Source organism: Paraburkholderia humisilvae, from assembly GCF_902859855.1.
GTDB lineage: Bacteria > Pseudomonadota > Gammaproteobacteria > Burkholderiales > Burkholderiaceae > Paraburkholderia > Paraburkholderia humisilvae.
The window spans coordinates 19,945-38,965 of sequence record NZ_CADIKH010000038.1 but is presented as its reverse complement, the minus strand read 5'-3'; the positions used below and the strand labels follow the sequence as shown (position 1 = coordinate 38,965).

Annotated in this window: 21 protein-coding genes and 1 other RNA gene; 7 read left to right on the top strand and 15 right to left on the bottom strand. The window is 62.4% G+C overall.

Annotated features, from left to right (window positions below; genetic code table 11):
• Nucleotides 1-33: 33 nt before the first annotated feature.
• Nucleotides 34-576, top strand: coding sequence for a crossover junction endodeoxyribonuclease RuvC (ruvC, locus tag HV796_RS29285; RefSeq protein WP_175230513.1), 543 nt, complete (start codon nucleotides 34-36; stop codon nucleotides 574-576).
• On the opposite strand, the gene HV796_RS29280 is transcribed toward ruvC, so the two are convergent.
• A complete protein-coding gene (locus HV796_RS29280) occupies nucleotides 573-725 on the bottom strand; it encodes a hypothetical protein (RefSeq protein ID WP_175230510.1) in 153 nt (50 codons plus the stop codon). The genes ruvC and HV796_RS29280 overlap by 4 nt on opposite strands.
• On the opposite strand from HV796_RS29280, the gene ruvA reads away from it, so the two are divergent.
• Both ruvA and ruvB read left to right on the top strand, forming a co-directional pair.
• Nucleotides 724-1,305 carry a Holliday junction branch migration protein RuvA gene (ruvA, locus tag HV796_RS29275; protein WP_175230507.1) on the top strand — a complete coding sequence of 194 codons (582 nt, stop codon included), beginning with the start codon at nucleotides 724-726 and terminating at the stop codon, nucleotides 1,303-1,305. The genes HV796_RS29280 and ruvA overlap by 2 nt on opposite strands.
• Before the next feature lie 147 nt (nucleotides 1,306-1,452).
• Complete coding sequence (gene ruvB / locus HV796_RS29270) at nucleotides 1,453-2,517, top strand: Holliday junction branch migration DNA helicase RuvB (protein ID WP_175230505.1); 1,065 nt, start codon at nucleotides 1,453-1,455, stop codon at nucleotides 2,515-2,517.
• 6 nt (nucleotides 2,518-2,523) lie between these two features.
• On the opposite strand, the gene HV796_RS29265 is transcribed toward ruvB, so the two are convergent.
• From HV796_RS29265 to tyrS, 3 genes are read right to left on the bottom strand one after another with little or no spacing between them, the layout of a single operon-like run.
• The gene (locus tag HV796_RS29265) at nucleotides 2,524-3,195 is read right to left on the bottom strand and encodes a histidine phosphatase family protein (RefSeq protein ID WP_175230502.1); all 672 of its coding nucleotides are present in this window, start codon (nucleotides 3,193-3,195) and stop codon (nucleotides 2,524-2,526) included.
• 29 nt (nucleotides 3,196-3,224) lie between these two features.
• Nucleotides 3,225-3,683: a D-aminoacyl-tRNA deacylase gene (gene dtd, locus HV796_RS29260; protein WP_175230499.1), complete on the bottom strand. Its 459-nt coding sequence runs from the start codon at nucleotides 3,681-3,683 to the stop codon at nucleotides 3,225-3,227.
• A gap of 58 nt (nucleotides 3,684-3,741) precedes the next feature.
• Entirely contained in the window at nucleotides 3,742-4,983 is a 1,242-nt protein-coding gene (gene tyrS / locus HV796_RS29255; protein WP_175230496.1) for a tyrosine--tRNA ligase, read from the bottom strand.
• Nucleotides 4,984-5,265: 282 nt separating this feature from the next.
• Here tyrS and HV796_RS29250 point away from each other — a divergent pair, with 282 nt between their 5' ends.
• Nucleotides 5,266-6,402, top strand: a complete 1,137-nt coding sequence (locus tag HV796_RS29250) for an anhydro-N-acetylmuramic acid kinase (protein ID WP_175230492.1) — start codon at nucleotides 5,266-5,268, stop codon at nucleotides 6,400-6,402.
• 116 nt (nucleotides 6,403-6,518) lie between these two features.
• Here HV796_RS29250 and erpA read toward each other — a convergent pair whose 3' ends face one another.
• The 3 genes from erpA to rplM all read right to left on the bottom strand — a co-directional run bounded on the left by erpA (nucleotide 6,519) and on the right by rplM (nucleotide 8,028).
• A complete protein-coding gene (gene erpA / locus HV796_RS29245; protein WP_175230488.1) occupies nucleotides 6,519-6,884 on the bottom strand; it encodes an iron-sulfur cluster insertion protein ErpA in 366 nt (121 codons plus the stop codon).
• A gap of 311 nt (nucleotides 6,885-7,195) precedes the next feature.
• A complete protein-coding gene (rpsI, locus tag HV796_RS29240; protein ID WP_175230485.1) occupies nucleotides 7,196-7,588 on the bottom strand; it encodes a 30S ribosomal protein S9 in 393 nt (130 codons plus the stop codon).
• An 11-nt stretch (nucleotides 7,589-7,599) separates the two neighbouring features.
• Nucleotides 7,600-8,028 carry a 50S ribosomal protein L13 gene (gene rplM / locus HV796_RS29235; protein WP_175230482.1) on the bottom strand — a complete coding sequence of 143 codons (429 nt, stop codon included), beginning with the start codon at nucleotides 8,026-8,028 and terminating at the stop codon, nucleotides 7,600-7,602.
• Between the two features lie 673 nt (nucleotides 8,029-8,701).
• On the opposite strand from rplM, the gene HV796_RS29230 reads away from it, so the two are divergent.
• Nucleotides 8,702-9,124: an OsmC family protein gene (locus HV796_RS29230; RefSeq protein ID WP_175230480.1), complete on the top strand. Its 423-nt coding sequence runs from the start codon at nucleotides 8,702-8,704 to the stop codon at nucleotides 9,122-9,124.
• 94 nt (nucleotides 9,125-9,218) lie between these two features.
• Here HV796_RS29230 and rnpB read toward each other — a convergent pair.
• The 3 genes from rnpB to pyrC form a co-directional block, all read right to left on the bottom strand.
• Nucleotides 9,219-9,631, bottom strand: an RNA gene (gene rnpB, locus HV796_RS29225) — RNase P RNA component class A.
• A gap of 27 nt (nucleotides 9,632-9,658) precedes the next feature.
• Entirely contained in the window at nucleotides 9,659-10,615 is a 957-nt protein-coding gene (locus HV796_RS29220; RefSeq protein WP_175230478.1) for a DUF3025 domain-containing protein, read from the bottom strand.
• A 43-nt stretch (nucleotides 10,616-10,658) separates the two neighbouring features.
• The gene (gene pyrC / locus HV796_RS29215) at nucleotides 10,659-11,753 is read right to left on the bottom strand and encodes a dihydroorotase (protein ID WP_175230475.1); all 1,095 of its coding nucleotides are present in this window, start codon (nucleotides 11,751-11,753) and stop codon (nucleotides 10,659-10,661) included.
• 270 nt (nucleotides 11,754-12,023) lie between these two features.
• Between pyrC and HV796_RS29210 the strand changes: the two genes are divergently transcribed.
• Complete coding sequence (locus HV796_RS29210; protein WP_175230472.1) at nucleotides 12,024-12,938, top strand: class II glutamine amidotransferase; 915 nt, start codon at nucleotides 12,024-12,026, stop codon at nucleotides 12,936-12,938.
• 39 nt (nucleotides 12,939-12,977) lie between these two features.
• Here HV796_RS29210 and HV796_RS29205 read toward each other — a convergent pair whose 3' ends face one another.
• The 5 genes from HV796_RS29205 to HV796_RS29185 all read right to left on the bottom strand — a co-directional run bounded on the left by HV796_RS29205 (nucleotide 12,978) and on the right by HV796_RS29185 (nucleotide 17,727).
• Complete coding sequence (locus tag HV796_RS29205; protein ID WP_175230583.1) at nucleotides 12,978-13,871, bottom strand: transporter substrate-binding domain-containing protein; 894 nt, start codon at nucleotides 13,869-13,871, stop codon at nucleotides 12,978-12,980.
• Between the two features lie 109 nt (nucleotides 13,872-13,980).
• Entirely contained in the window at nucleotides 13,981-15,186 is a 1,206-nt protein-coding gene (locus HV796_RS29200) for a pyridoxal phosphate-dependent aminotransferase (protein ID WP_175230469.1), read from the bottom strand.
• Between the two features lie 57 nt (nucleotides 15,187-15,243).
• Nucleotides 15,244-15,924, bottom strand: coding sequence for an RraA family protein (locus HV796_RS29195; RefSeq protein ID WP_175230466.1), 681 nt, complete (start codon nucleotides 15,922-15,924; stop codon nucleotides 15,244-15,246).
• 28 nt (nucleotides 15,925-15,952) lie between these two features.
• On the bottom strand, nucleotides 15,953-16,453 hold the full coding sequence (locus HV796_RS29190; RefSeq protein ID WP_175230463.1) for a LeuD/DmdB family oxidoreductase small subunit: 501 nt from the start codon (nucleotides 16,451-16,453) through the stop codon (nucleotides 15,953-15,955).
• 14 nt (nucleotides 16,454-16,467) lie between these two features.
• On the bottom strand, nucleotides 16,468-17,727 hold the full coding sequence (locus tag HV796_RS29185) for a 3-isopropylmalate dehydratase large subunit (RefSeq protein ID WP_246356104.1): 1,260 nt from the start codon (nucleotides 17,725-17,727) through the stop codon (nucleotides 16,468-16,470).
• A 320-nt stretch (nucleotides 17,728-18,047) separates the two neighbouring features.
• On the opposite strand from HV796_RS29185, the gene HV796_RS29180 reads away from it, so the two are divergent.
• Complete coding sequence (locus tag HV796_RS29180; protein ID WP_175230457.1) at nucleotides 18,048-18,959, top strand: LysR family transcriptional regulator; 912 nt, start codon at nucleotides 18,048-18,050, stop codon at nucleotides 18,957-18,959.
• Nucleotides 18,960-19,021 lie beyond the last annotated feature (62 nt).

Here is a 19,021-nt window from a genome sequence, read left to right as displayed (position 1 = left end):
TAGTATCGCAGGCACCGCGTCCGCCCTTCCGCTATGAGAATTCTCGGCATCGACCCCGGCCTGCGCGTGACGGGCTTCGGCGTGATCGATCAGTCCGGTCACCAGTTGAGCTACGTCGCCAGCGGCGTCATCAAAACGCCCGATGGCGACCTGCCGTCGCGCCTCGGCGCGATTTTCGAAGGCATTTCCACGCTGATTCGCCAGCACGCTCCGGATCAGGCGGCCATCGAAAAGGTGTTCGTCAACGTCAATCCGCAATCGACGCTACTGCTCGGCCAGGCCCGCGGCGCGGCGATCTGCGGACTGGTGGCTGGCGGCGTGCCGGTGGCCGAATACACCGCGCTGCAGTTGAAACAGGCGGTGGTCGGGTACGGACGTGCAACCAAAGAACAAATGCAGCAGATGGTCGTGCGCCTGCTGACGCTCTCCGGCGTGCCCGGTACCGATGCCGCGGACGCGCTCGGCATGGCGATTTGCCACGCGCATGGCGGGAGCACGCTAAGCACGCTTGGCGGCATTGCACCGGCTCTGGCCAAAAAGGGCCTGCGCGTGCGCCGCGGGCGGCTCGTCGGCTAACCGCCGATTTCCGTCACATTGCGCGAACCGGCGCCGCAGTCCGATTCGGCCACATCGCGGCGGCCATACCGCTTCAAACCTTTCAGCCCGCGCCGTTCGCCTGCACGCTGCGCTACACTCGCGCTTTCCCCCACGATTGAATCGATCATGATCGGTCGCATTGCCGGCGTTCTGCTGGAAAAAAATCCGCCGCACCTGCTCGTCGACTGCAACGGCGTCGGCTACGAAGTCGACGTACCGATGAGCACCTTCTACAACCTGCCTTCGACAGGTGAAAAGGTGGTGCTGCTCACGCAGCTGATCGTGCGCGAGGACGCGCATCTGCTGTTCGGCTTCGGCACCGCGCAGGAGCGCTCAACGTTTCGCGAATTGTTAAAGATCAGTGGTATCGGCGCGCGCATGGCGCTCGCCGTGCTGTCCGGCATGAGCGTGCAGGAGCTATCGCAAACCGTCACGCTGCAGGACGCCGCGCGCCTCACACGCGTACCGGGCATTGGCAAGAAAACCGCGGAGCGGCTGCTTCTTGAACTCAAAGGCAAGCTTGGCGCCGACCTGGGCGCAGCCGCGGGCGCGGTATCCGCTTCCGGACATGCGTCCGATATCCTGAATGCGCTGCTTGCATTGGGGTACTCCGAAAAAGAAGCGTTGGCTGCCATCAAAAATGTGCCCGCGGGCACCGGTGTCTCGGAAGGCATCAAGCTTTCGCTCAAAGCGCTATCGAAGACTTGATGGCTTAACCGCGGCCAACTGCGTGTAATGACGAAGTGAAGCGGCCAAGTGAAGCGACGCAGCGAAGCATCTCATGCCGCTGTCGCGCGCGCACCCTGGCCATTCGGCCAGGTTTGTGAACAGGCCGCGCGCGGTACAATGCCCGTCATGATCGAAACCGACAAACTCGCCGCCGAACGCATCATCGCCGCCACGCCTGTGTCGCCGAACGAAGAGGCATTCGAGCGTGCGCTGCGCCCGCGCCAGCTCGACGAATATGTCGGTCAGGAAAAGGTGCGTGGCCAGCTCGAAATCTTTATCGAAGCCGCGAAACGCCGTTCGGAATCGCTCGACCACGTGCTGCTGTTCGGGCCGCCCGGGCTTGGGAAAACCACGCTTGCGCACATCATCGCGCGAGAAATGGGCGTGAACCTTCGGCAAACGTCCGGGCCGGTACTCGAGCGCGCGGGCGACCTCGCCGCGCTGCTCACGAACCTCGAAGCGAACGATGTGCTGTTCATCGACGAGATTCACCGCTTGTCCCCGGTCGTCGAGGAAATCCTGTACCCGGCGCTGGAGGACTACCAGATCGACATCATGATCGGCGAAGGGCCGGCGGCGCGCAGCGTCAAGCTCGACCTGCAGCCGTTCACGCTGGTGGGCGCGACCACCCGCGCCGGCATGCTGACCAACCCGTTGCGCGACCGGTTTGGCATCGTCGCGCGGCTCGAGTTCTATAACGCCAGCGAGCTCGCGCGCATCGTCACGCGCTCCGCGTCACTGTTGAACGCTCACATCGTGCCGGAGGGTGCGCTCGAAATCGCTAAACGTTCGCGCGGCACGCCACGCATTGCGAACCGGCTGCTGCGCCGCGTGCGCGATTTCGCGGAGGTAAAGGCAGACGGCAACATTACCGTGAAGGTGGCCGACGCCGCGCTCGCGATGCTCGACGTCGATCCGGTCGGCTTCGACCTGATGGACCGCAAGCTGCTCGAGGCGATCCTGCACAAGTTCGATGGCGGCCCGGTCGGCGTCGACAACCTTGCCGCGGCAATCGGCGAAGAGCGCGACACGATCGAAGACGTGCTCGAGCCCTACCTGATCCAGCAAGGGTATCTGCAACGCACGCCGCGCGGCCGTGTCGCGACGCTGCTCACGTACCGGCATTTCGGTCTTGCCGCGCCAGATTCATCCAGTCAGGCTCGCGGCCTGTGGGATTCGGATCCCACGTAGCACCGCTCAACGCCGCGCTTGCGGCGATTTGTGGAAGCCATCGTCGTCGCTGTGCCCATCGAGGTGCGCGACGTCAGCCCATGACACAACCGTCGCCCTGCCGTCGCTGAAATCGACAACATTGACGCTCGTGTTAAGCAAGGGGTAATCGCGTGGCGCGTCGAGCGCAATGCCATGCGCAAAGCGGTACACGCAGTCGAGCACGCCGCCGTGTGCGACACACGCAATGCGTCCGTTCGGGTGCGCGGCGACGATCGGCTCCAGCGCGTGCAGCACGCGGTGATAGAAGACGCGTTGCGACTCGCCGTCGGGCGGGGCAAAGCCCGGATCGCGGGTTTGCCATTGCGCGTATTCGTCCGGAAATCGCTGGGCGATTTCTTCACTGTCGTGTCCTTGAAACGCGCCGAATGAACGCTCACGCAAGCCTTCGCTCAGGACCAGCGACATGCCGAGCACATCGGCAAACGGTTGAGCGGTCTGCTGCGCCCGCTGCAGGTCGCTCGAATAAATCGCGTCGAGGTGCGCGCCCTCGTCGGTCTCGCGTGCAAAACGCGCGGCAAGCCGCTGCGCCTGTGCGATGCCCGACGCCGCAAGCGGAATGTCGATATGCCCTTGTATGCGTTTGATGCGGTTCCAGTCCGTTTCGCCGTGCCGGATAAAGAGAATTTGAGTGGTCATGAGATTGAACTACCGGATTGCGCAACGCTTTACGCGCGCGCTTGCAGCCAGAATGTAACCGGCCCGTCGTTCACCAGCGAAACCTGCATTTCCGCACCGAACTCGCCCGTTTCGACAATCGGGTGTTTCGCGCGCGCCGCTGCAACAAAATAATCGAACAGGCGCTTGCCTTCGTCGGGCGGCGCGGCCGGCGTGAAGCTCGGCCGCAGGCCGCTATTCGTGTCCGCCGCCAGCGTGAACTGCGAGACCAGCAGCAGGCCGCCCGTGCGGCCCGCGCCGTCGATGTTTTGCACGTTCAGGTTCATCTTGCCCGCTGCATCGCCGAATACACGATACCCGAGCACTTTCGCGAGCAGCCGGTCGGCAATCGCGTCGGTGTCGCCGCGTTCCGCGCAGACCAGTGCAAGGAGCCCCGCGCCGATTGCACCGGTCACTCGATCGCCGACGCGCACTTCCGCGTTTCTGACTCGCTGGATCAGCGCGATCATGCGGCGCCCCCAATCGACTTGCGGACGCCCTTCGCAGCGCGTTCGATCGTATGGCGCATCACACGGACAGCGTGATGCGTGCGAAGCGCCGCTTGCCGACCTGCACGACGAATTCGCCCGCTTCGACCTTGAGCGCCTTATCCGAAATAGTGGCGCCATCGATCTTCACACCGCCCTGCTCGATATTGCGCAGCGCTTCGCTCGTCGATGGCACAAGCCCGGCCTGCTTCAGCAACTGGCCAATCGCAAGCGGTGCACCGCTGAGCATCACGGACGGAATGTCGTCCGGCACCCCCCCCTTCGCACGATGGTTGAAGTCTTCGAGCGCCCGGTCCGCATCAGCCTGCGAATGGAAACGCGCAACGATTTCCTGCGCGAGCATCACCTTGAAGTCGCGCGGATTGCGGCCCGTTTCGGTTTCACGCCGGAAGCCCGCGATCTCGTCCATCGGACGGAACGACAGCAGTTCGAAATACCGCCACATCATGTCGTCGGAGATGCTCATCAACTTGCCGAACATATCGGCCGGCTTTTCGCTGATGCCGACGTAGTTGTTCTTCGACTTCGACATCTTCTCGACGCCATCGAGCCCCTCGAGCAGCGGCATCGTCAGGATGCATTGCGGTTCCTGGCCGTATTGTTTCTGCAGTTCGCGTCCGACCAGCAGATTGAACTTCTGATCCGTGCCGCCCAGTTCGAGGTCGGCGTTCAGCGCCACTGAGTCATAACCTTGCATCAGCGGATACAGGAACTCGTGGATCGAAATCGGCACACCGCCCTGAAAGCGCTTCGTGAAGTCTTCGCGCTCGAGGATGCGCGCGACCGTGTAGCGCGACGCGAGCTTGATCATGCCGTCCGCGCCGAGCGGCATCGACCATTCGCTGTTGTAGCGGATCTCCGTTTTGTCGCGATCGAGCACAAGCGACGCCTGGTCGAAGTAAGTCTTTGCGTTCGTTTCAATCTGCTCGCGTGTCAGCGGCGGACGCGTCGCATTGCGGCCCGAAGGATCGCCGATCAGCGATGTGAAGTCGCCGATCAGGAAAATCACCGTGTGCCCGAGGTCCTGCAGCTGACGCAGCTTGTTCAGCACGACGGTGTGGCCGATGTGGATGTCCGGCGCGGTCGGATCGAGACCGAGCTTGATGCGAAGCGGCGTTCCGGTCGCTGCGCTTTTCGCGAGCTTTTGCTCGAACTCCTCTTCGATCAGCAGTTCATCGACACCGCGTTTCGTGACGGCGAGCGCATGACGGACTTCGTCATTGACGGGAAAGGCGGATTGGGACGTGGACTCGGTGCTCATGCTGGAACAGGGATCGCAAAAACACAGATTGTCCCATAGTTGGCGCGCAGCGCAGCCGTCGTGCACCGTTAGTCCTGCGCGTTAGCCGAATGGCCAGAGTTTCGACGCCGTCGGGATGAGGCATGATGCATGCGTGGTGCGAATCGGAGACGGCTGCATAGCCTGTCCTGCCGCGCGGCATTGCGCGACAATCGGGCCGAGCGCTTCGCACTGAGCGGGTTGCACTGAGCGGTCAGTATTGAGCAGCTCGTTCGCAAACAACGGTCCAAAGGGAGCTCCAACGTGGCAAAAGAGGCGGCAAAAACAGGCGGCGTGTATTTCGGCCTGATGTCGGGCACGAGCATGGACGGCGTGGACGGCATCGCGGTCGAGTTTGCGCCGGGCAAAGCGCCGGTCGTACGGTCGGAGGCGTTCGTGAGCTTTTCAGACACACTGCGCGATGCGCTGTTCGGCCTGCAACAGCCCGGCGACAATGAAATCGAGCGCGAAGCCCTCGCCGCCAACGCGCTCGCCGCGCGCTATACCGTGTGCTGTCACGAACTGCTCAGAAGCGGCAACCTGTCCGCGGAACATGTCCGCGCCATTGGCGTACACGGACAAACCGTCCGGCACCGGCCGGAGAAGGGCTATACGCGCCAGATCAACAACCCGGCGTTACTCGCGGAGATGACCCATATCGACGTGGTCGCGGACTTCCGTTCGCGCGACGTCGCGGCGGGCGGCCAGGGTGCGCCGCTCGTGCCGGCATTTCATGCAACACTGTTCGGTGCGAAAGGCGAGACACGCGTCGTGTGCAATCTCGGCGGCATCAGCAATATCACGATTCTGTCGGCGAACGGCGCGGTGCGGGGTTTCGACTGCGGGCCGGCGAACGCGCTGCTCGACGAATGGGCGCAGCGACAGCTGGGCAAGCCCTTCGATGAGAACGGCCATTTCGCCGCCGGTGGTCAGGTTCATCGCCCTTTATTGCACGCGTTGCTCGACGAACCGTTCTTCGAACTTCAACCGCCCAAGAGCACGGGCCGCGACCTCTTCAACCCCGATTGGCTCGACGCGAAGCTGCAGGCATTCAATTCGCTGCCGCCCGCCGATGTGCAAGCAACGCTGACGGCGCTGACCGCGACGACCGTGGCTCGCGAGATCGAACGCCATGCTCCGGACTGCGCGGCGCTCTACGTGTGCGGCGGCGGCGCGCGCAACACGGAAGTGCTCAAAGCGTTGCAGCGCGCGATGGAGGAAAGCGGCGTGAGCGGCGCGCCGGTGCTCACGACCGAAGCGCTCGGCGTGCCGCCGCATCAGGTCGAGCCACTGGCCTTTGCGTGGCTGGCGATGCGCCATATCGCCCGTGAGCCGGGAAATTTGCCAGCGGTGACGGGGGCAGCCGGCGAGCGCGTGCTAGGCGCGCTTTACCCGCGCTAACCGGAACTTTGAAGTGAATGCGGCTCTGGCTTTACATCCGTCCAGTTGGCCGCGCCACAAATCAAAAGCGGGGCCCGCAGGCCCCGCTTTTCATACGACAGCGTGACGAAAGGTCATCACACGGAGAACGACGAACCACAGCCACACGTCGTGGTCGCGTTCGGGTTCTTGATGACGAACTGCGCACCGTTGATGTCGTCCTTATAGTCGATCTCCGCGCCGACCAGGTACTGATAGCTCATCGAATCGATCAGCAACTGGACGCCGCTTTTGTTCATCACGGTATCGTCTTCGTTGACCGCCTCGTCGAACGTGAAACCATACTGAAAGCCCGAGCAGCCGCCGCCCTGCACGAATACACGCAGCTTCAGCTCCGGATTGCCTTCTTCGTCGATCAGTTGCTTGACCTTCTCAGCCGCCGCGTCGGTAAAAACGAACGGAGCCGGCATTTCGGCTACAGGGGTGTCGGTCACTGCGTTCATGCGAACTCTCCAAATAAGCTACTAAACGCTATTGTAGGGCCGATCCTGATATCGTGCCGAACTCCATGAAAACAATAGGTTCTTACGAATAGCGCCGCGACAGACCGAATCGGGCAGCCGGTGCGCGAGCGCGCGCAGGCGGTTTTTATGGCCGCGGGTACGAACCGGCGAACGCGATTTGTCGAAGCAACAATCGTTAAAGAAAACAAAGGCTAAACAAACAAAAAGCCGCCGACGCAAATTGTGCGACAGCGGCTTCTCGAGGCTGACTCCATCGCGCCAAACTGCGCGGCGGAGCTGGCGCAAAGCGATTAACGCTTCGAGAACTGCTTCCTGCGGCGTGCCTTGTGGAAGCCGACCTTCTTACGCTCGACCTCACGCGCGTCACGCGTGACGAAACCAGCATGCGACAGCGCCGGCTTCAGCGTAGCGTCGTAGTCCATCAGCGCGCGGGTGATGCCGTGGCGAACCGCGCCCGCTTGACCCGTCTCGCCGCCGCCCGTCACGTTCACCTTGATATCGAACGTGCTTGCGTGGTTCGTGAGTTCCAGCGGCTGACGCACGATCATCAGCGACGTTTCGCGCGCGAAGTAGTCAGCGATGGGCTTACCGTTGACGATGATGTCGCCCTTGCCCGCCTTGATGAAGACACGAGCGACTGCGCTCTTGCGGCGGCCCGTACCGTAATTCCAGTTACCGATCATGTGGGCTCCCCTTAGATCTCGAGCGCCTTCGGCTGCTGCGCCGAATGCGGATGCGTTGCTTCGGCGTAGACCTTCAGCTTCTTGATCATCGCGTAGCCGAGCGGGCCCTTCGGCAGCATGCCCTTGACCGCCTTCTCGAGCGCGCGGCCCGGGAAGCGTTCCTGCATCTTGCCGAACGTCGTTTCATAGATACCGCCCGGGTAGCCCGAGTGACGGTAGTACTTCTTGTCCGTGGTCTTATTACCCGTGACCTTCAGCTTGCCGGCGTTGATGACAATGATGAAATCGCCCGTGTCGACGTGCGGAGTGAACTCGGGTTTGTGTTTGCCGCGAAGACGGCGTGCCACTTCGCTGGCGACACGGCCGAGAATCTTATCCGTCGCGTCAATCACGTACCATTCACGCGTCACCTCACTGGGTTTTGCGGAAAAAGTCTTCATGATCGATCCAAAAAAATTGCTATGCCCAGTGTTGTCCTGCCTGGATTTGAACTGCGTCCATTGATCACGTTTGCCGGGAAGTTCTAGATGCTTCCGTAACGCTATGCAGGCTCTCCCTGTTCTTCTCCCGCGGGCATGAATGCGGAAAAGCTCTGAATTATAAAGGAAATTGTCCGCCGGAGTCAAAGCATCGACGGCGTTGCCGCGTATGACGCGTGGCTGCACCGCATGCGGGACGAAAAAAAGCCCGAACCAATGGTTCGGGCTTAATCCACCTTAGGAGGAGGGTGGAGGAGACATGCTGAGGTTGCGCACCGTGAAACTTCAGTGAGCCAACCAATAAGCAGATTATATGAGCGCACCTTGTGCGGCGCAAGAACATTTGCATTGCGAAATACAATGTCACATTGTGAAATGTTGGCCATACTCTAAAAGACTGACAAAATTTATTTTAAATCAAAGGTTAAGGCCCATTTGTTGCGGTCACGGACAACACAAAAGCGACCGAGAAACCTTATAAAGCCTAGGGAAATCCCCCACCTGGTACGCTGTGGTGCACCGCAACATTCATCGCGTAGTCAAGCCCTATGCGAAATCAGGTAGCCTCGGACGAACCTCGAACTCGCGGGCTACAATGCGTTCTCGAATTTGCGCCGAATCAGTGGGAGCACACATGGAATGCAAAGTCAGCTGGATGGGGACAGACGGTATGGCGTTCGCCGCGGAAACCGGCAGCGGCCATCTGGTCGCGATGGACGGCGCGCCGGAAGGCGGTGGCCGCAATCTCGCGCCGCGCCCGATGGAAATGGTGCTGCTCGGCACGGGCGGTTGCACCGCGTACGACGTCGTGATGATCCTGAAGAAAAGCCGTCAGGAAATCGCCGGCTGTTCGGCGACGCTGAAGGCTGAACGCGCAAGCGAAGACCCCAAAGTGTTCACGAAGATCCACTTTCACTTTACGGTGACCGGTAAAAATCTGAACCCGGCTACGGTCGAACGCGCGATCAATCTATCGCACGACAAGTACTGCTCCGCGTCGATCATGCTCGCGAAAACCGCCGAACTGACCCACTCGTTCGACATCGTCGACGCCTGACCCGGTCGTGCCCCGCGCCGCCAGCGCGCGTCGTGGACGATCAGATAAAAAAGAAACACCGGCGTCCGCAGCGACGCCGGTGTTTTTCATTCAGCGGCAAAGCCTGCCGATAAGCCGGATTCTGTGCACGCGGCGCGCCCGAAGACACCTCGCGCGTGGCAGCCATTCCTCTAGGCGCGCCATTGCTGACGCGCTCAAGCTTCCTACCCGCAGACGGAACGGGGGCCCCGTCCTGCATCGCGAAGATGCGCGCCTGCCTACTTGGAATTGCTCCGGGTGGAGGTTGCCGTGCCGGCTACGTCGCCGCAGCCGCGGTGCGCTCTTACCGCACCGTTTCACCCTTACCTGATCCTGGCTTTCGCCAGGCCATCGGCGGTTTGCTTTCTGTTGCCCTGTTCCGCGTGTCGCCACGGATGGCCGTTAGCCATCACCCTGCCCTATGGAGTCCGGACTTTCCTCGCCTTCGCCAGCCATAGCCGGCAAAGCCGCGACTGCCTGGCCTGCTTTGCTGGCCGCGATTCTACCATCGCGGCTTCAGGGACGCTCCGTGCGGCGGCCTGCGCGAAATACCGAGCGATCGTCGTAGAAGGACAGCGTCTCGTTCGCCGGCCACCAGCCCGGGATGCCGAGCACCGGCAACGGTGCGAACACGCGGCCTGTCAATTCGCCCGCAGCGAGCAATGCGGCGCTCACTGCGTCGTCGAGCCATGCGTCGCGCGTCGCGACGTGCCACGAAAAATAGGCGGCTGGCACGTCGACGATCCATGCATGCGCCGTGCACGCCTTGTACGGCGTGACCAGTTTTTCAAGCAGCGCATGGCCGAAGCACCGGACATCGCACTGCGCGCTCCATGCGTTGCGGCGCGCGACGAATAGAAGCGGCCAGTCGAACGCACGCAATGCTGCCGCGAGAGCGCGGTCGGAGCACGCGAACAGGACCGCGTTTTCATCGAACACCGTCAACGCGTCGCGCGTGCTACCGCGGGTTGGACCGACGCCGCGCGCGTCGAGCGCCGCCGTCCCGCGCGCGCTAAGCGCCGCCTTGATCCGCGGAAACTGGAACCACGATAAGGCGTTGAAGAAATCGTGAAGGTTGTGCCGGGTAGGCACGCAGCCGGTCGCCGCAATGTGCGCCTCGTAAGTCTCGCCGGACGGGAGTTCGTGCTGGGCAATGAATGACAGGCGCGCGCCGCGACCCGTCGTGTGGCCGCACTGCTGCGCATCGGCGTTCATCTGTGCGAGCAGCGCAGTGGGGCCTGGCCGCGCCGCCTGTTGCCAGCGTGCGCCCCGTGCCGCGAACTGGGAAAACCATGGCGTTGACCAGTCGATATCGGCAAAGCCAGCCGTGCGCGCCAGCCCGCGCGCCGGCGAACCGCGCCCAGCCGCGCGGTTGCAGCCGGCGCCGGAAGCATCGAGATCTGAGTCGAAAACGGCATCTAGCGGCTTATCATCCGTGCCGCTAGCCGGCACGGCCGTCAAGCTTGTCCTCATGATCGCGCCATCGTATTCGCCAGCGAACGCCAAAGCCTCAAGATCACACGAGCCGCCAGCCAATCTCCTCGCCTGCGCGCAGCGGCACGACCGGCGTATCGCCCGCCGTCACTTCGGCGGGCAGCGTCCACTGCTCGCGACGCAGCGTCACGCGCTCGGTGCTGCGCGGCAGCCGATAGAAATCCGCGCCATGGAAGCTCGCGAACCCTTCGAGGCGCTCCAGCGCGCCGGCCTTATCGAATGCCTCCGTGTAAAGCTCGAGCGCATGCAGCGCCGTATAGCAACCCGCACAGCCGCACGCATGCTCCTTGAGCCCCTTCGGATGCGGCGCGCTATCCGTGCCGAGAAAAAAGCGCGGATTGCCCGACGTCGCTGCTGCGACGAGCGCAACGCGATGCGTCTCGCGCTTCAACACCGGCAAGCAGTAGTAGTGCGGACGAATCCCGCCCTGGAAAATCGCGTTGCGGTTATACAGCAGGTGGTGCGCGGTGATGGTCGCGCCGAGCAGCCCGGGTGCCGCGTCCGCATCGCGCACGTATTCGGCCGCGTCCTTCGTCGTAATGTGCTCGAACACAACTTTCAGCGCCGGGAAATCGCGGCGCAACGGCGTCATCACCTGATCGATAAACGCCTTCTCGCGGTCGAACAGGTCAATCGATGGATCAGTGACCTCACCGTGCACCAGCAGCGGCATGCCGGTCTCCTGCATCGCTTCAAGCGTCTTCGAACACTTCGCGAGGTTCGTGACACCCGCGTCCGAATTGGTCGTCGCACCGGCCGGATACAGCTTCACCCCGTGCACGAAGCCACTCGAACGCGCACGGCGAATCTCTTCGGGCGCGGTGTTATCAGTGAGATACAGCGTCATCAGCGGTTCAAACTTCACGCCCGCGGGGATCGCGGCGAGGATCCGCTCGCGGTACGCGCGCGCCTGCTCGGTGGTGGTCACCGGCGGCTTCAGGTTCGGCATGATGATCGCGCGGCCGAACTGGCGCGCGGTGTGCGGCAACACGGCCGCGAGCATAGCGCCGTCCCGCACGTGCAAATGCCAATCATCGGGCCGCGCGAGGGAAATGGAATCGACGGACGACTTGGCGGACGACGAGGTAGATGAGGAAGCAGACAATGAGGAGATCATGACAAAGAGTAGGAAACCCCGAGCAAACCTAGCAAACCCCGAGCGAAAGGCAACCGGCGACGGTCCGCAGTCAACCCGCGCGAACTTTCACGAACCCGCGACAATCCGTCACAAAGAGGGCTGAACACCCGTCAATTTTAATGATTGCCGCGTTAGTCGAGGTGATATGCTTGTAAAAATATCATTGTAACGGCTAGCTCGGGCCAAGACCGCATCGGGTTTGCGTTCAGCTCGCCTTTGCATGTTTCAGACGCTTGACCCTTGCGCATCATGTGCCAACTTCTTGGAATGAACTGCGCCGCGCCGACGGATGTCGTGTTCTCATTCACCGGTTTTGCGGCACGCGGCGGCGTCACCGATCACCACGCCGATGGCTGGGGAATCGCGTTCTTCGAAGACAAGGCATGCCGCCTCTTTATCGATCATCAATCGTCGGCCACGTCGCCGATCGCCGAGATGGTCAAGCGCTACCCGATCAAATCGAAGAATACGATCGCGCACATCCGCAAGGCGACGCAAGGGCACATCGTGCTGGAAAACTGCCACCCGTTCCTGCGTGAACTGTGGGGCCGTCATTGGATCTTCGCGCATAACGGCGATTTGCAGAACTATCGGCCGGCGCTGTCGGGTGTGTATCAGCCGGTCGGCACCACGGACAGCGAGCTTGCCTACTGCGCGTTGCTGCAAGGCTTGCGTCAGGCCTTTCCAGGTCAGCAGCAACCTCCGCTCGACGAACTGTTCGCCGCGCTTGCAGCGCTCACACGCGAAATTACGCAGTTCGGCGTATTCAACTTTCTGATGTCGAACGGGCAGGCGCTCTTCGCGCATTGCTCGACCCACCTGTACTACCTCGTGCGCAGCTGGCCGTTCTCGACCGCGCACCTCGTCGATGCGGACGTATCGATCGATTTCGCGAAGTACACGACGCCGGAAGATCGCGTCGCGGTCATCGCCACGCAACCGCTCACCGACAATGAAGTCTGGACGCGCTTCGCGCCCGGCGACCTGCTGATGTTCCAGCACGGCGACGTGGTCGCGCAAACGAACGTGCCGGTCCCCCCGGACGTGCTCGAAAAAGCCGCGAAGCCGCCGTGCGACGGCGCCGCGACAACCACCGCAACGATGCTGCCCGACGCCGCGACACTCGATCTCGAATCCGACGACGCGGCCGCGTTCGAATCGTAAGCGGCGGCGTGAGCGCGGTCGGCGCCCAGCGCCGCCCGATCAATCGTCCATGGGCTGGTCGTTCGGATGCTGGAACACCGCCTTCAGCGCGTCACTCATCGGCAAATTCAGGTTGATCCCCTTCGGCGCGATCGGCGACATAAACCACGTCTTATAAAGCGTTTCGCCCTGGCCGCTCGTCTCGACCCGCGCGATCGTGCGATCCACGATCGCCTTGAACCCGGGTTCGCCCTTGGGCAGCATGCACGCGATCGCCTCGTGCGTCTGCGGCTCGCCGGTCACCACGTAGTCCTGCGGATTGCGCGACGTCGCACGTTCGCTCGCGAGCACGTCGGCGTCCATGAAGAACGCGGCGGCGCGGCCGGTTTCGAGCGTCAGGAACGACGCGCTATGGTCACGCGACGCGATGATCGTGATATTCGCGTTTTTCTGCTGCACATAGCTGCGCAGATAGCGCTCCGATGTCGTTCCCGCCGTGACCGCAACCGTCTTGCCGTTCAGGTCTTTGAACGAATGAATGTCGGAGTTCGCTTTGGTCAGCAGCCGCGTCTCGGTGACGGAAATCGTGTTGGAGAAATCGACCTGCTGCGCGCGCTCCTTGTTGTTCGTGGTCCCACCGCATTCGAGATCGATGGTCCCGTTCTGGATTAGCGGAATCCGGTTTTGCGCGTTCACCGCAATCATCTTGACCTGCAGGTTGGGCGCATTGAGCGCCGACTTCAGTTCCTTGACGATCTCCTGCGCGATGTCGTGCGAATAGCCGATCACCTGCTCGTTGTTGTCGTAATACGAGTAAGGCACCGACGATTCACGGTAGCCGAGCACGATCGTATTGCGGGCCTTGATTGACGCAAGCCGGCCGGTCAGGTCCTGCGCTTGCGATGGCAACGCGAAGCATGCGCACAGCAGCAACGCCAGCGACGCAACCGGCATCCCGTGACGCGACTTACTCTGCAACGTTTTCATTGTTGTCCCCTTCCCGATAATGGATAACGTGCGGCACGCCTGCGGCCGCGTCGAGTGACGAGTGACGCGTCGTCCGTCACGAGTCAAGCATTGCGCAGGCTGCCTCGATCCGGTTGCATGCTTCTTCGAGCTGTTCGTACGACGTCGCGAACGAAATGCGAAACGCCGGCGACAAGCCGAACGCCGCGCCTTGAATCACGGCCACTTCGCGGCTTTCGAGCAGATGCATCACGAAGTCGGTGTCATTGCCGATCACGACGCCATGCGCGCCGCGCCGTCCGATAAAGCCCGCGCACGACGGATAGACGTAAAACGCGCCGGCGGGCCGCGGACAATACAACCCGTCGATCGCATTCAAACGGCCGACGACCAGATCACGCCGTCGTTGATATTCGCTACGCCAGCCGGCGAGAAAGTCGTTCGGGCCAGTGAGCGCGGCCAGCGCCGCCGCCTGGCTCACCGACGACGGATTGCTCGTGCTTTGCGACTGCAGCTTCGCCATCGTTTTGATCAGCGACCTGGGACCGCCGGCAAAGCCGATGCGCCAGCCCGTCATCGCATACGCTTTCGATACGCCGTTGATGGTAAGCGTGCGTTCGCGCAGTTGCGGGTTGCAATGCGCAAACGTCGCGAACTGCTGACCGTCGTAAATCAGATGCTCATAGACGTCGTCGGTCATCACCCACACATCCGGGTGACGGCTCAGCACTTCGCCGAGCGCAACCAGTTCGCTCGCGGTGTACGTCGCGCCGGACGGATTGCACGGCGAATTGAGCACGACCCACTTCGTGCGCGGCGTGAGCGCCGCTTCGAGTTGCGCGGGCGTCATCTTGTAGCCGCTTTGTGCGCCGCATTCGACGATCACCGGCCGCCCGCCATTGAGCAGCACCATGTCCGGGTACGAGACCCAGTACGGCGCGGGAATCACGACCTCGTCGCCCTCATCAACGGTACACGTCAGCGCGTTGAAGACGATCTGCTTGCCGCCGTTGCCGACGGTGACTTCGTCCTGTTCGAATGACAGGCCGTTCTCGCGCGCGAACTTGTCGCGTACCGCACGCTTTAACTCCGGCGTCCCGTCGACCACCGTATAGCGCGTCTTGCCCGCCTTCATCGCCGCATACGCCGCTTCGACGATATGCGGCGGGGTATCGAAGTCCGGCTCGCCCGACGTCAGTCCGACGATATCGCGGCCCGCGGCGCGCAGTTCCTTGACGCGCGCGGTCGCCATCGAGCTCGGCGACGGCTTGATACGATCCATCCGTGCAGCAATCAACTTCATTCCGGGTCCCCTCGTTAGTGGTAAGCAGCGGGTGAGTAGCGGTGTTCGCCGAACTCGTCAGGCAATCACGCCCTTTTCCTTCAGGTAGACATCGATCCAGCCGCGCTTGTCCTCGCCCTTCAGGATCGCTTCCTTACGCTGCTGCTCACGCTGTGCCTGCGCGGCGGCCGCGGCGAGCAGCTTCTCGAGCTGCTGCGCCGGCACCGCGACGAGCCCGTCCTCGTCCCCAACGATCAGATCGCCCGCTTCGATCACCAGACCACCGATCGCGACGGGCACATTGATCTCGCCCGGGCCCTCCTTGAACGGACCACGATGTGTATTGCCGCGCGCATAGCATGGAAAGTCCGCCGCATAGAAGGCGGCGACATCGCGCACCGCGCCATCGATCACGAAGCCGGCGACGCCGCGCACCTGCGCATGCATCTGCATCAACTCGCCGACCAGCGCCTGCGTCACCTCGCCGCCGCCGTCGACGACGATCACATCGCCTGGCTCGGCGATGTCGATTGCCTTGTGGATCATCAGGTTGTCGCCCGGCCTAACCTTGACCGTGATCGCGCGACCGACGAGCTTCTTGCGATGGTGATAAGGCTTGAGGCCGATCACGCCGCACAGACGCTGCATGTTGTCGCTGATGTGCGGTGTGACGACCGTCTGAAAGCGCTCGATGATGTCCTTGCTGATGGGCGCGGGCATCGGCAGGATGCGAAAACCAAGGATGGAAGGCTGGCTCATATTGGGTCCGTGTAGCTGAAAGCGTCGGTCAGAATGACGAATGCCGCCGCAGATACGGCACGAGGCCGCCCGCGTCGAGAATCTTGAGAATGTCGTGCGCAATCGGCGCCGCATCGATCGTCAGGTTGTTGCTCACGCAACGAACCTGCGTACGCGCGCCGACGTCGATCTGCAGCCGATCGCCTTCGCGAATCGTGCTGGTGTCGCATTCGATCGGGTAGAGCCCGTTGTTGATCGCGTTCCGAAAGTACGTGCGCGCAAAGCTCTGCGCGAGCACGATGCGGACGCCGGCGCCGACCACCGCGGTCACCGCGACTTCCATCGCCGAGCCGCAGCCGAAGTTCTTGCCTGCCACGAGGATGTCGCCGATGCGCACGCTCTGCGCGAACTCCGGCGCAATGGTTTCGAACAGGAAATTCTTCAGCACCGCGGGATCGAGCGACTCCCGCTTGCGCTGCGACGAGATGATGTAGTCGGTATTGATGTCGTCGCCGAAGCGGCGGGCGAGACCTGTCACGGAAAATTGCATGATCGTTGAAATCGTTATCGGCCAGCGGCGAACGTTTGAAGGCTGACGATCCGGCCCGCGACCGCGCTGGCGGCACAGACCTCCGGCGAGGCGAGAAACACGTTCGCGCTCGCATTGCCCATGCGTCCCTTGAAATTGCGATTCGCGGTCGACACGACATTCGCGCCGTCTTCAGGAATCGCACCCGCGGTGCCGCAGCACGAACCGCAGCCGGGCGTGACGATCACCGCGCCGAGCGCGACAAACTCAGCCAGTTCTCCGCCTTCGGCCAACTCGTGCATCACTTCGCGCGACGCAGGCGTCACCACCAGTTGAACACCCTTCGCGGGCTTGCCGAACTCGCGGAACACCGCGAGCGCCTGGCGAAAGTCCTTTGCGCGGCCGCCCGTGCAGGTACCGAGATACGCCATCTGCACCGGCACGTCGCCGAGTTCCGCGAGGCTCGTCACGTTGTCGACGTTGTGAGGCCGCGCGACATACGGTTGCAGCGTCGACAGATCGACATCGAGCGTGCGTGCGTACTGCGCGTCCGGATCCGCCGACACGGCTTCGAATGGACCCGCGATGCGGCGCGCGAGATAGCGCTGGGCAGCGCCGTCGAGCGGAAACACGGCGTTTTTCGCGCCCATTTCGACGGACAGGTTCGCGACCACCAGGCGGTCCTCAAAATCGAGCGACGCGATGCCTTCGCCATGAAACTCCAGCGTCTGATAGGTCGCACCATCCGCGCCGAACAGTTGCGCGAGATACAGCGCGAGATCTTTCGGGTAGACACCGCGCGGCAACTGCCGATGCAGCGTGATGCGGATCGATTCGGGCACGCGCAGCCAGGTCTTGCCGGTCAGCATGACGCCCGCGAGATCCGATGACCCGACGCCCGTCGCAAAACAGTTCGCGGCGCCGTAGGTGACCGCGTGGCTGTCGGCCCCGACCAGCAATCGTCCCGGCGCCGCGAGCCCCTGCTCGACGACGATCTGGTGTCCAATGCCCGCGCCGATATCGAACAGCGGAATGCCCTGCTCGCGCGCGAAGCGGCGGATCTTTGCCTGCAACATCGCGGCTTTCGGGCTCGCCGGCGGCGCGTAGTGATCGAGCGCGAACAGCAGCTTCTCCGGCGCATGCACGCGCACGCCGCCCATTGAAGCGAAATAGTCCATCGCCATCGGAATCGAACCGTCGGTGCCCATCGCGCAGTCGACGTCGCAGATCGCGATGTCGCCTGCGCGCACACTGCGTCCCGCTGCGGCGGACAGCAGCTTTTCGGACAGGGTCATGCCTCGCATATCGTTATGCCTCGCTGGTGCGGGTTCTGGACGGTTTTCCCGGGCGGCCGGTCGTCGTGCTGATATCTCCTCGCGCAACCGGCTTGCGCAGTATCCCAAACCAGAAGGTCGGATACCGGGAGTAAAAGGCATCCCGACCGATGAATAAAATTCATAGGTCGGATATCGCGCGAACCGTCGATTCGCCCGCATTGCCTTGCCAATCGGGGGCCGCGCGCAGATACTTCACCGCGACGGATCCGTCTTGACGCAGGATGCACGCCGCGACGCGCCGGCTTTCGTGAACTGCGTCACTTCATCCAACTGAAATCATGCTAACGCTCAAACAGCTGGAAGCCATCTACTGGGTCGCGCGACTGGGCACCTTCGGCGCGGCCGCGGACCGCCTGTACACGACGCAGTCGGCCATTTCGAAGCGCGTCAGCGAACTCGAGGAGTTCTTTCTGGTGCCGCTGTTCGATCGCAGCCGCCGCACGGTGCAACTCACGCCGAAAGGCCGCGAACTGCTTGAAACTGCCGAGGAAATGCTGCAGTTGCGCGACCGTCTGCTTGAGCGGATGGGCAAGGAAGTGGAAGTCGTGCGGCACTTCCGGCTTGGCATCACCGAACTGATCGCGCTCACGTTCCTGCCGCTGCTTGTGCAGAACATCCGCGTCGCGTATCCGACCGTGTCGCTCGAACCGGAGATCGACGTCAGCACGAATCTGAGCGCAAGACTGTTGCGCGGCGATATCGACTTCATCATCGCGCCGACCGTGCTGAAGGACCCGCGCTTCACGTCAGTCCCGCTCAGGAAGCTTCAGCTCAAATGGATGGCGAGTCCATCGCTTGTCGATGCATCGCGTGTGCTAACGCTGGAGGAAATCGCGAACTATCCGATCCTGATGCAAATCGGTACGTCGGGGGTCGACGCGATCTACGATCGCTGGTTCGAATCGAAAAAGCTCGCGATTCGCCGCATGTTCGCCGGCAACAGTCTGATTTCGCTGAGTTCGCTGACGGTCGCGGGATTCGGGATCAGTTATCTGCCGGCGCTCTATTTCGCCGACCTCGTCGAGCAACGGCTACTCAACGTGCTGAATTCGACGCAGCGGCTTCCGGATGTGCGCTACTACGCGATCTATCGCAACGACGGGCCGTCCGCGCTGTATTCGGCGGTCGCCGATCAGGCGCGGCAGTTGTGCGATTTTTCGAAGCCCGATCTGGCGTCGGTAGCGCGCTGACGGTGGTGGCGCTATCGACGACATCGCCAGAAAGCAAAATGGGCGACCTGCTATGTGGCCGC

What these genes read in the sequence shown, in the direction of transcription:
- ruvC (WP_175230513.1), top strand. Translation starts at nt 34, where the DNA reads ATGAGAATTCTCGGCATCGACCCCGGCCTGCGCGTGACGGGCTTCGGC.
- ruvA (WP_175230507.1), top strand. Translation starts at nt 724, where the DNA reads ATGATCGGTCGCATTGCCGGCGTTCTGCTGGAAAAAAATCCGCCGCAC.
- HV796_RS29280 (WP_175230510.1), bottom strand. Translation starts at nt 725, where the DNA reads ATGATCGATTCAATCGTGGGGGAAAGCGCGAGTGTAGCGCAGCGTGCA.
- ruvB (WP_175230505.1), top strand. Translation starts at nt 1,453, where the DNA reads ATGATCGAAACCGACAAACTCGCCGCCGAACGCATCATCGCCGCCACG.
- HV796_RS29265 (WP_175230502.1), bottom strand. Translation starts at nt 3,195, where the DNA reads ATGACCACTCAAATTCTCTTTATCCGGCACGGCGAAACGGACTGGAAC.
- dtd (WP_175230499.1), bottom strand. Translation starts at nt 3,683, where the DNA reads ATGATCGCGCTGATCCAGCGAGTCAGAAACGCGGAAGTGCGCGTCGGC.
- tyrS (WP_175230496.1), bottom strand. Translation starts at nt 4,983, where the DNA reads ATGAGCACCGAGTCCACGTCCCAATCCGCCTTTCCCGTCAATGACGAA.
- erpA (WP_175230488.1), bottom strand. Translation starts at nt 6,884, where the DNA reads ATGAACGCAGTGACCGACACCCCTGTAGCCGAAATGCCGGCTCCGTTC.
- rpsI (WP_175230485.1), bottom strand. Translation starts at nt 7,588, where the DNA reads ATGATCGGTAACTGGAATTACGGTACGGGCCGCCGCAAGAGCGCAGTC.
- rplM (WP_175230482.1), bottom strand. Translation starts at nt 8,028, where the DNA reads ATGAAGACTTTTTCCGCAAAACCCAGTGAGGTGACGCGTGAATGGTAC.
- HV796_RS29230 (WP_175230480.1), top strand. Translation starts at nt 8,702, where the DNA reads ATGGAATGCAAAGTCAGCTGGATGGGGACAGACGGTATGGCGTTCGCC.
- HV796_RS29220 (WP_175230478.1), bottom strand. Translation starts at nt 10,615, where the DNA reads ATGAGGACAAGCTTGACGGCCGTGCCGGCTAGCGGCACGGATGATAAG.
- pyrC (WP_175230475.1), bottom strand. Translation starts at nt 11,753, where the DNA reads ATGATCTCCTCATTGTCTGCTTCCTCATCTACCTCGTCGTCCGCCAAG.
- HV796_RS29210 (WP_175230472.1), top strand. Translation starts at nt 12,024, where the DNA reads ATGTGCCAACTTCTTGGAATGAACTGCGCCGCGCCGACGGATGTCGTG.
- HV796_RS29205 (WP_175230583.1), bottom strand. Translation starts at nt 13,871, where the DNA reads ATGCCGGTTGCGTCGCTGGCGTTGCTGCTGTGCGCATGCTTCGCGTTG.
- HV796_RS29200 (WP_175230469.1), bottom strand. Translation starts at nt 15,186, where the DNA reads ATGAAGTTGATTGCTGCACGGATGGATCGTATCAAGCCGTCGCCGAGC.
- HV796_RS29195 (WP_175230466.1), bottom strand. Translation starts at nt 15,924, where the DNA reads ATGAGCCAGCCTTCCATCCTTGGTTTTCGCATCCTGCCGATGCCCGCG.
- HV796_RS29190 (WP_175230463.1), bottom strand. Translation starts at nt 16,453, where the DNA reads ATGCAATTTTCCGTGACAGGTCTCGCCCGCCGCTTCGGCGACGACATC.
- HV796_RS29185 (WP_246356104.1), bottom strand. Translation starts at nt 17,727, where the DNA reads ATGACCCTGTCCGAAAAGCTGCTGTCCGCCGCAGCGGGACGCAGTGTG.
- HV796_RS29180 (WP_175230457.1), top strand. Translation starts at nt 18,048, where the DNA reads ATGCTAACGCTCAAACAGCTGGAAGCCATCTACTGGGTCGCGCGACTG.